General features: G+C 58.7%; 8 protein-coding genes and 1 tRNA gene. 3 read left to right on the top strand and 6 right to left on the bottom strand.

Going from position 1 to position 12,702, the window contains the following annotated elements; all coding sequences use genetic code 11:
• Positions 1-327: 327 nt before the first annotated feature.
• Positions 328-3,453, top strand: coding sequence for a zinc dependent phospholipase C family protein (locus tag CO657_RS15025; protein ID WP_164918675.1), 3,126 nt, complete (start codon positions 328-330; stop codon positions 3,451-3,453).
• A gap of 479 nt (positions 3,454-3,932) precedes the next feature.
• On the top strand, positions 3,933-4,460 hold the full coding sequence (locus CO657_RS15020; protein ID WP_128715560.1) for a hypothetical protein: 528 nt from the start codon (positions 3,933-3,935) through the stop codon (positions 4,458-4,460).
• 534 nt (positions 4,461-4,994) lie between these two features.
• Here the strand turns inward: CO657_RS15020 and CO657_RS15015 are convergent.
• The 5 genes from CO657_RS15015 to xylF form a co-directional block, all read right to left on the bottom strand.
• Positions 4,995-6,155: a hypothetical protein gene (locus tag CO657_RS15015; RefSeq protein ID WP_054182818.1), complete on the bottom strand. Its 1,161-nt coding sequence runs from the start codon at positions 6,153-6,155 to the stop codon at positions 4,995-4,997.
• Between the two features lie 413 nt (positions 6,156-6,568).
• Positions 6,569-6,645: transfer RNA gene (locus tag CO657_RS15010), tRNA-Arg, on the bottom strand.
• A 204-nt stretch (positions 6,646-6,849) separates the two neighbouring features.
• The gene (locus CO657_RS15005) at positions 6,850-7,632 is read right to left on the bottom strand and encodes an ATP-binding cassette domain-containing protein (RefSeq protein ID WP_003592835.1); all 783 of its coding nucleotides are present in this window, start codon (positions 7,630-7,632) and stop codon (positions 6,850-6,852) included.
• Positions 7,633-7,646: 14 nt separating this feature from the next.
• Entirely contained in the window at positions 7,647-8,960 is a 1,314-nt protein-coding gene (locus tag CO657_RS15000; protein WP_003592836.1) for a sugar ABC transporter permease, read from the bottom strand.
• A gap of 262 nt (positions 8,961-9,222) precedes the next feature.
• Positions 9,223-10,263 (bottom strand): D-xylose ABC transporter substrate-binding protein, encoded by a 1,041-nt coding sequence (gene xylF / locus CO657_RS14995; protein ID WP_054182817.1) that lies wholly within the window; start codon positions 10,261-10,263, stop codon positions 9,223-9,225.
• Between the two features lie 290 nt (positions 10,264-10,553).
• Here xylF and CO657_RS14990 point away from each other — a divergent pair, with 290 nt between their 5' ends.
• A complete protein-coding gene (locus tag CO657_RS14990; RefSeq protein ID WP_054182816.1) occupies positions 10,554-11,777 on the top strand; it encodes an ROK family transcriptional regulator in 1,224 nt (407 codons plus the stop codon).
• Between the two features lie 18 nt (positions 11,778-11,795).
• Here CO657_RS14990 and aac(6') read toward each other — a convergent pair whose 3' ends face one another.
• A complete protein-coding gene (aac(6'), locus tag CO657_RS14985) occupies positions 11,796-12,239 on the bottom strand; it encodes an aminoglycoside 6'-N-acetyltransferase (RefSeq protein ID WP_063856437.1) in 444 nt (147 codons plus the stop codon).
• Positions 12,240-12,702: the final 463 nt, after the last annotated feature.

Raw genomic sequence — 12,702 nt, 5'->3', positions numbered from 1 at the left:
AACTAGATACACTTTGTGCCCAATTTCCGCCAATGGAAAACAAATCCTGTACCCAATTGGGGCTAGCTAAATGCGGCGGATGTCTCGCGCATTAACTATAGGAATCTGATCATGTGACTGCATTACAACAATAAAATTTTGAATTTTACTTGATTTATTGCAGTATTATCCGGGTGCCTGCTGGGGACGACTTAAATATTCTTGGTCGATTGTATTGAATGGGTAAAGGTCGCGTGCTACCTTAGGTTATCTTTTGCGCGCAATAGTCATCTAAGTTGGGCGAATGCGATGCGGTTACCGTCTTTCCCGAATGCACGAAACGCGAGTATGGTGCCGCAGACGATTGCGCCTAGATCGCGCTCGACGCGGGGAGGAGTGCGCCGCTCGGAAAAATCGGGTCTGCCGATCGAAATTCAAGAACAATCGAATTCCTGCTGGGTGACTGTCTCCCATTCGATCTCGCGGTTTTACAGTGCGTGGACGAAGAAGATCTTAGACGCTGGCTTATCCTTTGTCTGCAGGACGCTTCCGACGCACCGTGCTATGACACTCGCAACCGCAGTCGGAATAGCAAGCAGCCTTGCTTTCGCTAGCTCCGCTTTCGCCTGGAGTCTCAAGACACATTTCTGGATCGGCCAGCAAGTGCTGAACGACGCACTTGACGACGGTCGAGTCGAGCTTGGGGGCAGTTCCTATGAGGTTGCTCCCCCTATACTGAACGCGCTGCGCTCAAATCAGAATCAGTATCGGATGGGTAACCTCGGCCCAGACGTTTTTCCCGATCCAATAGTCGGCCAGATGACGACCCATCCGGGCGTCACTAATGGATGGCAAACCGATGATTGGCTGAGGCAACTTGTGGGCCGCGCCTCCTCTCCTTCCGAGATGGCATTCTCCTACGGCTTCGTCGCACATGCGGCGGGCGATATCTTCGCGCATTCGTACGTCAATGCGTTGGCCGGTGACATCTTCCTGCTCACCGACGGGGAGCGGGATGTGGAGCGGCGGCACTTTCTGCTTGAGAAGTACATAGAGTCCCTGACGCCCACGCCTTTGGATTCCGCAGGCAATGCGATTGACCTCGAAGCTTCGCTCGGAACCCCTGCTGAATTTCTTCGCGATACCCTGATCCTTGACGAAGATGTCGCAACTCAAAACTTCAAAGCGGACCAAACAGGCGCGCACCTCACGGCGATGTACGAAGTTCGCAACGGCGTCCGGATTGCAAGGCAAGAGACACAGAACCTGATCGAGAGCATCACCACGTTTGGTGCCGATCGCTTCAAGGAACAGGCGAAGTTACAAATCGATTTGGCGACGGGCAAAGCGGCGTTGGATGCCGCCGAGGTGTCATTGAATGCTGCGGAGGAACTGCTCGCTGTCAAGAAGAGCGCCACAGATGCCGCGCTTGGCGCTCTGGACGCGGCCAACAAGCTTATCCAGGACTATCCTGAACTTTTGACGTTTCAGGAAAAACTTCTTGCCGAGCAGCTCAAGGCTGCTGCGGATGCGGTCAATTTTGCTGCCCAGACAGCCGCGAATGTTGCCAACCAAGTAAAAGAACTGCAGGGAAAAATTAGCGATCTACGCGGGAAAATTGGTAACCTTGCCTGCGAGGCCCTTCTATATCCTCCGGCCGTCGAAAAATGCAAGGAAGCGGTTGGAAACCTGAACGGCGAAATATCGAAGCTTGAGGGCGATATTTCCAGCCTCAACGCTCAGGTCGCAGCAGCCAACGAGGCCGCACAAATAGCGCAGGCGAATGTCGATGGAACGAAACGCACTATAGATGACCTCACGAAGAGGCAAGAGGAAGCGGTTAAGGGGGTAGCCCAAGGCACATATCAAGCCGCTGTTGATGTAGCCAGAGCAGAGCAAGAGGCTCAGGAAAAGATCGTCGCTGGCGCGCGCAAAGCCGTCGACGAACTGAGAAAGATACAAGAGCGCGTTGCCAGCGAACTCGAGAAGGTCACGGCTATCGTCGATGAAATCAAGAAGGTCATCGATAAATATAATGGCATAACATTCCTGATCGACAACTGGCTCGGCGATATTGACCAGGCTACAGCTAAATATATCGACGCCAGTCACCGCGCCGGTATAAAAATGCTCCTTTCTCAGGGCAACCCGCTATCCGAGTATACTGATTGGTATTCGTGCTACGGCTCTGTGTACACGGCCGCGCCTATCGAGATTGGCGAGGCCACCTGCGCCGTCAAGAATTTCATCGAGGAACTGAACCAGAAGTTCGACGATGCGATCGCGGATTTGCCTGAGTTACTCCAGTGGCTCGTTTTCCCGAGCCGTACAGCGCAGAAGAAGGTCGTTGAGAAGCTCAAGCCTGAACTGCGCAAAGCAGGCTTGGAAATTGTCGGTTTTCTGACTGACGAGACCACAAGCGACTTCCTAGACCTGCTGTCGGATCCGAGCAATGCGAACCGGGACAGGTTGAATGGGGCCTATAGCGGCGACGCCTCCGGAAAGAATTTGCTCAGGTTCAGCGACGTTGCATCCGTGGTCGATGCTGATGTGGCTCTTTCCAATGGTCGGCTTGATCCCGCGGCCTTCGCAGCACTCAATAGCGCTGTTGTGCTCGCCAAGCTGTCACTCCTGCAGCCGGATGCTCTTAACCAGCTCATAGCGGACAAGGTCGGGGCCGGCTATCATTCCCCGCGGTACGGAACGCCGGTATACCCGCCCTATGCAGGCAATTTCAGCGCCTTGTTTGGGGCCGTTCGCAGCATCGACGGCAATCAGCAGTGGCAGGCTCACGCGCTGCCTTACGCCAGAAATCAGGCGCGCCCTGCATCTGGACCTAGCCGGTATAACTATGGCCATGATTATTGGCAGAACCGGCAAATGGGCCTGCGGATATGGGTTGATCCGTATTTGCGGGAAAAAGTGTTCCTGAAGCTCTTTCCTGAAGGGGTACTGGGATCATCCCGCAATCGCAGCGATCTGAGCTGGCCGCTCTACCCGTTTCCGGAATGCCCGCTGAACCCGTTTCCCTCTACCCAGAGCGCTTTCACAGGCGAAATCCTTCGGGAGGACCGGGTCTGCGTAGACGCCGCCAATCCGAACATTCCTGCGGCGGAGTTTGAGACATCGTCTCCTGAAGAATACGCAACTTCATACCTGCAGTGCGGTACAGCGGAATCAGGGTTCGAGTACTGGACTTTCATAGCGTCATACAGGACTGAGCAAGGCGCGCAGCGTTACGCGCGGCTTGTGGAGGCCCGCTATGCTGACCTGAAAACTGCATTGTGGCGTCCCGTTAGGGCACAAGGGCATTGGGGGGTGCTTTTGGCAGCCTGCACGACGAAAGACAGGGCGGTCGCGGCTATGGCGCTCTCGCTCAGGCGCGGTATTGCTTCGGATGCGTTTGTCTGGATGAGCGACAACCCGATTTGGTCAGACCGCGCTGTCATCACCCTTGCAGGCGAACCGCAGTAGCGCTGCCGGGTCATTTTTTTACGACGAGCCCGGCGGCACCATAGAAGTAACATTCCCCCATGCGCTGGGCATGGAGAAAGTCAGCCGATATCATGGCCCACGAGAGATGGCTCAGCGTGGCTGGGAACGGATTTTTGACAGGAAATTCGATCTGGGTAATTCTGTCGACGGGATGACGTTTCATCTGTCGACTGACCGTCCTCAAGCACTTGCCGCAGAAGGACTCATGTACGTCGAGACGCTATTGCGGTAAGTTTGCTGTTGGGGACAGCATCCAAGTCCCACTGGGTATCTATAGCTCGCGTTAGTGCTCGCAACGGCGAATTCCCGTTTCTGTCCGCTGTCGAGTGACCTCTTTCTTATCCGGATTGGACCATTTGAACGATGGGGGGAGCGTTATGGATAGGAGAACTTTCTTACTCGCCGTCACTTGTGTCGCAGCAATGCCAGCAACGGCCCTGGCAAAGGAAGTTCCGGCAATGGCCGAAGATTGGCGCGTCTTTGAGAGGCTGGCTCAGGTCTTCCGAAAAATTGCGGTATCGAGCGATCCGATCGCCGATGGCATCACCACGGAGAGGTTTTCAAGACATCTCGATCGGATGGAGAACACCATGTGGTCTATCGAACAAGCGACGAAGATGGGGTACTACTACGTTACCCAGCCATGCGAGCACCCCAACGACGCCGGCAGTCGTCTTGTCTACGAGCATGGAATGGAGCAACTGAGGTATCTGCGCAATTTCATGGAGGCCCTCGCCGCACAGATCGAAGTGCTCGCCACCTATTTGACGTCGCCGGATGCGAGGGACGAAGCTAAGCTAGTGGCTGACGAGCTTTATGGCCTGATCGATAGGCGGCATGGCAGAATCTATCGAGTGGGACAAGGTTTTTGTTCGATAACCGCTCCTGACATGGAACGGTTAAAGTTGGAAATGGTGCAAAACGCTGGCTTTGAAGGCAATGCACGCAAAGCGCTTTCAGCGGTGATCAACAAGTACAATCGCTAGTGGTTCGAGGAGCTCGCGCGCGTCGTCGCCTCGGTCAAACGGGCGCGGGGTGATGGCGGCAATGGGGGCGTCAAGATCTTGTGGAGCTACGACCAAGATTGACTTACCAGAGAGCGCTGCAAGGGCGGCGCTGGATCAGGCCGGAGGTGCGTTCGGTGGGATGGCTCGGTAGAGGTTGCTGCCCCAGTCATGAAGTCGTAAATCCGAGCCTCTTTGAACGTGGCGCGCCTGCCGACTAGGCGTCAAGGCAGAGAAAGTAACCTCGTATACGAATCGTTGGATGCAGATGAGAAGGTAAGGAATCGCCGATCCCGCTCGACGAAAGCCAGATCTCATTCTGCAATCGGTTTGTGCGGTCCAGCCCGACCGAGGACGCGTTCAAAATCGTCAGCAGACAACCGACGTCGTCGCCGTTTGCCGGTTCGGTGGCTTCCTGAGCTTCTCGACGATAAACTGGCCGAGCTGCTCGAACGCTCGCCCGACGCCGTCGTGGAGGCCCTCTCAAAAGGGGCCGGACCGATATTTCGCGCAGTTTCATTGCAAAATGCGCAGAATATCCCGTGCGATATCTCGGTGATTGATCTGAGTATTATTTGCCTTAGCGCTTTTGATCGCACTCGACGCACCTTTGACCAGCTCGTCATAGCGGACGATTTCAGGCTCGATCCGCTCGTCTATTTCTGGCCATGCGTCCTTGGCATTTGCGAAGGCCGTGGCCACCACTACCCCGACCTTCGATACCGCTTTCGCATTGCTGATCGCGAGGTTATTTTTGCTAGGATCCAAGTTGCTGAGCTGCTTCTTCGCTTTGGTTAGCTTCGTCTCCGCCTCGTTGATCAGCGCGACACCGGCCGCAAAGTCAGCTTCAGCGCTGGCCTGGCGAAGTTTCTTCGCCACCCGAATCCCATCGGTGATCGAAAACAGCTCCACGAAAGCGTCTTCGTACGGGGCGGGATGGAATTTGCCGCTCAACTTTTCAAAAAAGCCAAGCTCCTCGGGCATCTCGACCTTATCGAACCGAGTGTCGGCGGTTACCAACGCTACGTCCCTCGAATCCGCTTGCGAGACGCGTTCCATCACCGTAGTTCGGAGCCAGGTCATGCATTCGTCCGCGTTCTGGCATTCGCCCTCGAGGCGTGACCACACCCTCCACTTGGGGCGGGCCGCCTTCTGTAGCCCCACAATGTCCAGGAGCGTCGGGGCCGAGAGCCCGACTTGGCAGGCCGTAGTTGCCGCCCTGTGAAGGAAGTCGGAATAAGCGATCCGAAATTCACTCGGTGGATTTCCGCTCGAGAAGCCGTTCACGACCTCTGCGAGGTCTTTCGTCAAGGTTGCGACTGGCTTGGACTTGTAGTCGCCCGGCAGGACGAGTTCGGTCGCCCTATCGAAGAACAAATTCACGGGGATCGTCGCACTGCAGGCGGCTTGATCGATGTTCGAGCTAATCACGTCGTCGATCTGAGAGATGTAGCTTTGTACGCTGCTGTCGATGAGTGGCAGCGACTCCTTCAGCATTTGGACGAACTGCTTTCGAAGTTCTGCAGGCAACCTGTTCAGGAAAGCGATCGTCTTGTCGTCGAGACCAACCTCGGCCTCCATGCGGGCTGTGGCGGTTGGATTGAGTTCGAATGTAAAGGCTGACGTTCCGCAGCTCCAACCCACAACGCACGCAATCGCAAAAGCTCCCATTCTCATGGCTGTGCCCTCCACTTCAAGTAGCGGTGTGGGATCACACTACGCCTACTTTTGGGTGCGCTCAATCAGCTATAACTAATAAATGTGTTGCCGACGGAACTTTGATGATGACACGCCGTGCGAGACCCTCTGTGGGTGTCGGCGGCGAAAGTCTCCGCCCTCTAGCGCGTCGGATATCTTCATAGGTGTCTTCTGACATGATCCCAGCGGAAATCTTATCGCAGCCACATCCCCAGCTCAAAAGCGCGTCATTCCGAGGGCAAAGGCATATTTCCGAACGGTGCCGCAGGCCGGTGACGTTAGGCTCAAAGCTATCGCGGGGAATCTATCAAACCAAGGGCTCCAGACGCAAACCTAGGCGGGCTTACCAATGGGGTCGCATTTCATGGCTATGGGGCAGTCTTCAGTAAAAATGGCGCACCCGACAGGATTCGAACCTGTGACCTTTGGAATCGGAATCCAACACTCTATCCAGCTGAGCTACGGGTGCATGCCTGAGGCGGTTTGAATCGCCTGTCCGATGGGTGGTTCTTAGCCTAGCTTGCGGCCGGCTTCAATCGCGAAATTCTCAGAAATACCGATGCTTGCGGTTTGCAGGGTGTTTTTATTCGTCAGTCTCGGGATTGAACGAAAAACTCCGCCGGCCTTGCGGGCGGCGGAGCGGTTGTCTGGGGCAGAGCGCGCCTTACAGCGGTCAGATCTGCATGGCGCCGGGGCCGGGGATGGCTTTGGGCGGCACCTTGCCGAGGATGATCATCCCCAGCACTTCGTCCTTGGTCACATCCTCGGTGCGGGCGTGGCCCACGAGCTGGCCGTTCTTCATCACCGAGACGCGGTCGGCGAGGTCGAAGACGTCGTGGATGTCGTGGCTGATGAGGAAGATGCCGATGCCTTCCTTCTTCAGCTGCTTGATCAGCTCGCCCACCTGCGCCGTCTCCTGGGGGCCGAGGGCCGCCGTCGGCTCGTCCATGATCAGGATGCGGGCGTTGAAGAGGATGGCGCGGGCGATCGCCACCGATTGCCGCTGGCCGCCCGAAAGCGCCTTCACCGGCTCCTTGAAGCGCTTGAAGTTGGGGTTGAGCCGCCCCATCACCTCGCGTGCCGAAGCTTCCATCGCCACGTCGTCGAGCGTGCCCCAGCGGGTCTTCAGCTCGCGGCCGAGATAGAGGTTGGCGGCGGCGTCGACGTTGTCGGCGACCGCCAGCGTCTGGTAGATCGTCTCGATGCCGTATTTCTTGGCATCGCGCGGATTACGGATGTCGGCCGGCTCGCCATTGATCAGGATTTCGCCGGAGTCGCGCTTATAGGCGCCGGAGAGGATCTTGATCAGCGTCGATTTGCCGGCGCCGTTATGGCCGAGAAGGGCGACCACTTCGCCGGGGTAGAGATCGACCGAGGCATTGTCCACGGCATGGATGCCGCCGAAGGAGATCGAGATGTTTTTCAGTTCCACAAGGGGAGTGCGTTGATCAGCCATGTCTAGGGCTCCTCTCACTTGGCACGGGCGCGATAGACGGTGTCGAGCCAGACCGCCACGACGAGGACAGTGCCGACGACGACGCTCTGCAGCGGCGTGTCGACATGGGCGAGAACCATGCCGGATTGCAGTGATTGCATGACGAGCGCGCCAAGCATGGCGCCGGCAATCGTGCCCGTGCCGCCCGCCAGCGACGTCCCGCCGATGACGGCGGCGGCGATGGTGTAAAGCTCGTCGAGCGTTCCCTGCGAGTTGGTCGCGGCGTTGAGGCGGGCGGTGGAAATCGCGGCTGCGATAGCGGCGAGCACGCCCATCAGCGCGAAGATGCGCACCGTCACCCAGCGGGTCTTGATGCCGGCGAGTTCGGCCGCCTCGGGGTTGCCGCCGATTGCGAAGACATAGCGGCCGAAGCGCAGCCTTGTGGCAATGAAGGTCATGATGATGCCGACGACGATGGCGATCAGCACCGGCACGGCGATGCCGTAGGGAATGTCCAGGCCGGTCTCCGGCCAGGGGATATTGTTGGTCTCGGCATATTTCTTGGCGATGTTGATCGGCCAGTAATAGCTGTTGGCGATGGAGACGGCGCCGAGGATCAGCACGCAGCTGAGGATGGCGAGGAAATATTCAGCCCAGATCGGCCGGCGCGGAAAGCCGAAGCGGCGGCGCTGCCGGCGCGAGCCGATGATGCTGGCGATAACGAACAGGCAGGCGGCGATACCGACGATCCAGCTCCAGGTGGCGCCGATCGAGCCCTCCGCGCCGCCGCCCATGATGCGGAAGGTCTGGTCCATGGGGGCGACCGTCTGGCCGCTGGTGACGAGCCAGGTCGCGCCGCGCCAGACCAGCAGGCCGCCGAGGGTGACGATGAAGGAGGGTACGTTCAGGAAGGCGATGATCATGCCCTGGAAGGCGCCGATCAGAAAACCTGCCGCAATGCCGACCAGCAGCGTGATCGCCCAGGTGAAGGGGCTGTCGAAGCCGATATACTCAGGCAGGATCTTCGCCTGGGTCACGCCCATGATCATGCCGCAGAGGCCAAGCACGGAACCCACAGAAAGGTCGATGTTGCGGGTGACGATGATCAGCACCATGCCCGTCGTCATGATCGCGATATCGGTCGTCTGGACCGAGAGGTTCCAGAGATTGCGCGGGGTCAGAAACAGGCCGCCGGTGATGATGTGGAAACCGATCCAGATGATGATGAGCGCGCCGATCATGCCGAGCAGGCGCGTGTCGATCTCGGTCGCGCGGAAGAAGCGGGTCACCGGATTGGCTTCCGCCGTTCGCGGCCCGCTTGATGCTGTTGATTTTACCATTTCGGCCATGGGTTTGCCGTTCCCCCATTATGTTTGGACGGCTGCGCCGGCGTGCCCGAAACTCTGGGCGGCGTCATTCGTCTGTTCTTCAACTGACCATCGCGATGCTTCCGGAAACCGTGGCGTGGCGTCGCGACACCCTTCCGGCAGGGAATGCAGGTCCGCGATGGTGCGGCGAGGCGGAGAAAGCTCTGTGGTCGGAGTTCTCATCCGCATCCGGCGCCGCAACGGTCTTTCCGCTGCGGCGCCGGCAATTTCGTTCGAAGCTTGCTTACTTGCAGGCGGCGACCGTGCCGGCCTTGACGCCCTGGCAGGCTTCAGCCTTGGAGATCCAGCCGGCGTCGATGACGACGTTCAGATTGTCCTTGGTGATGGCCAGCGGCTTCAGGAAAACCGACTGCATTTCCACGCCCTTCGGGCCGCCCTTGAAAGCCTGGGCGCCGTCGATCTTGCTCATGTCCTTGCCGCCGGCGAGGTCGAGAGCGATTTCGGCTGCGCGCTTGCCGAGTTCGCGGCTGTCCTTCCAGACGGAAACCGTCTGCGTGCCGAGAGCGATGCGGTTCAGTGCCGCCTTGTCGCCGTCCTGGCCAGAAACCGGAACGGAGCCGGCGAGGCCCTGGGCGTCGAGCGCTGCGATCGCGCCGCCGGCCGTGCCGTCATTGGAGGCGACGACGGCGTCAACCTTGTTGTTGTTGGCGGTCAGGAACTGCTCCATGTTGCGCTGGGCGTTCTCCGGCAGCCAGCCGTCGGTATAAGCCTCGCCGACATTCTTGATCTTACCGGCGTCGATCGCGGCCTTCAGCACTTCCTGCTGGCCCGAGAACAGGAAGTCGGCGTTCGGGTCGGAGGACGAGCCCTTGATGAAGACGTAATTGCCTTCCGGCTTCGCCTTGAAGACGCCTTCGGCCTGCAGGCGGCCGACTTCCTTGTTGTCGAAGGTGATGTAGAAGGCAGCCGGATTTTCGATCAGGCGGTCGTAGCCGACGACCGGGATGCCTTCGGCAGCAGCCTTTTCGATCGCCGGGCCGATGGCGTCGGAATCCTGGGCGAGAATGATCAGCGCGTTGGCGCCCTGCGAGATCAGCGATTCGACGTCGGTCAGCTGCTTTGCGGCTGAGGACTGCGCGTCAGCGGAAATATACTTGGCGCCCTTGGCTTCGAGAGCCTTCTTGATGGCGGCTTCATCGGTCTTCCAGCGCTCTTCCTGGAAATTCGACCAGGAAACGCCGACGACGAGATCGGCAGCCATGGCCGCGGTATGCACGGAAACGAGAATGGCCGCGCCTGCCATCAATCTAAAAATAGACTTCATAATGTCCTCCCGAGTGAGTTGCGACCGGCCCAGCCCATGCTTCCTCCGGCCACCGCGAAAAGCTGTCGAGGGAAATTCGGATTATTTTCTCGACAGTCGAGAAATTTGATGTCAGAGATTTTTTCGGCTGTCAACACTGGGCCGTCAGCTTATTTTTCTTGCGGAACGGCGGCCGGCGATGCAGTGGAAGCGAGGGCGGAGAGAAGCATGATGCCGAAAAGTGTGAGCGGTTTTCTCATGATATCATGCTCTAACTTTTGAATTTTAGCGGGAAGGAGAGGGCGGCATTCATGCTGACCAAGTCGAGCACGGAGCTGGTCCGGCAGAGAAACAGCGTGCTCGTGCTGTCCGTGCTGCGCCGTCACGGCGCGCTCGCCCATACCGAAATATCGGATTTCACCGGCCTTTCCTCGGCCACCATCTCGGCGATCACAGCCGATCTGGAACGCGCCCATATCATCGAAAAATCCGAGCAGCAGGCGGCGAGCGGCCGCGGCCGGCCGCGCGTGCTCCTGCGCCAGCGCCGCGATTGCGGCTATCTCATCGTCGTCATCATCTCGTCCGATGCCGTACAATATTCGCTGGTGGATTATGCCGGCAAGCTGATCGACCGCTTCAGCGAGGAGCGCTCGCATGATCCCGCAGGCGCCGCCCGCTTCGTTGAAGGCGTGCGCGCCGGTCTCTCGCGCATTCTCGAGCGCTCCAGGATTTCCCAGGAAAAAGTGCTGCTGATCTCGATCAGCAGCAAGGGCCTGGTCAACTCAACCGAGCCGGTCCTCGTCTGGTCGCCGATCTTCGGCAGCGATCGGATCGATTTCGAATCGGTGCTGCGGCCGGACTGGCAGGCCAAGGTCATCCTCGACAACGAGACGCTGCTGGTCGCAGCCGCGCTCGGCGCCCGCGAGGAGATCGTCAAGGGCGCCGATTTCCGCTCGCTCGCCGCCTTGTCGCTCGGCCACAGTATCGGCCTCGGCATCGTCAGGCGCGGCGGCCAGACCGGCCAGGAAATCTCGGCCCCGAATTTCGGCCACATGCTGCACATGGCGGGTGGCGGCCTCTGCCGCTGCGGCACCCGCGGCTGCATCGAGGCCTATGCCGGCTTCTACGCCATCCTGCGCAGCGCCTTCGAAGTGCCGCTCGATACCATCCCGGCAAAATTCGTCCCCGTCACCGAACTCGACAAGATCGCCGCTAAAGCCCGCCAGGGCCACCGCACCTCCACCATCGCCTTCCGCCAGGCGGGCCTGGCGCTCGGCAACGGCCTGTCGCGCATGCTCAGCCTCACCGAACGCATGCCCATCGCCATCACCGGCCCCGGCACCCGCTATTATGACCTGCTGCGCCAGGGCATCGAAGAGGGGCTGGGACAGTCGCACATCGTGCGCATGGAAGGCATGCCGGAAATCCGCGTGGTGGCAGACGAACCGATCCTCGTCTTCGAAGGCCACCTCAACCGGGCGCTCTCGGTGATCGACCAGGACATCGTGATCTCGGGAGGGCAGGGCGGGGATTAAAGCCACCCCCAACCCGGCCTACAGCGGCTTTCGGAAGAACACGACGCGCTGTGTCTCCTCAAATCCTAAAGCGGCATGGAGTGCGTGGCTGGCCGAATTCTCAAGCGGCGCGTCAGAGCCAAACTCAACACACCCAAGCGACTTCCCCCAAACGGCAACGGCATTGCAAAGCAATCCTGCGATACCCTTTCGCCTGTCAACCGGCCTGATATAAATCCCTTCGAGGAACAGAACGGGCGAGCTGCTGCATCCATTCACATAATCATGCCGCAACGTGGCCTCAGCAAACCCGACAGCGTCATTCGCAGCATTTCGAGCGATGAACGCGACGGCTTCCGCATTTTCCGAAAGAAATGCCCGGCTCAACTCAGCGCGATGATCTTCAAGCGAGTGATGCGGCCATAGCGCAAGGCGAAGCCGCGCCCATGGCTCGAGATCTTTTATAGTCCCGACTTCAATCATCGATTCCATATTGCGGTTCCCTCCTGTCGAAAAAATCCCATTTAAAGCGGTGAGTGCGCAGATGCTTCATGAAGATATTTCCAAACACCCATGCCACAAGGGGTTTCGGCAGTATCGACTTGGATTACACATTTCGGCTGCGGGCATGGATTCCAGGCTCAAGGCCTGGAATGACAGAGGTTGGAGGTGCGCTGCCGCCAAACGGGCTGTCGATATTTCGGATGGCGCGAGGTGCTTTCGCGTGCCTGTTATAGCGCCCGCCCGGTAACGTCTCATCCCCTGCGCCGACGGCGAGTTTGGCGCAAACACAACCCCACCCTCCGTCATCCCAGGCCTCGAGCCTGGGATCCATGCCACGACTGCCAGTGGATGCGGCATGGGTCCTCGGGTCAAGCCCGAGGAGGACGGAGGATGGGGTAGCTTCCGGAGCAGACGGCGAGGGGTGGCGGCACCAGGATGACAG

The organism is Rhizobium acidisoli, assembly GCF_002531755.2.
Lineage (GTDB): Bacteria > Pseudomonadota > Alphaproteobacteria > Rhizobiales > Rhizobiaceae > Rhizobium > Rhizobium acidisoli.
The sequence above is the reverse complement of the archived record's forward strand: the minus strand, read 5'-3'. Positions and strand labels throughout refer to the sequence as shown.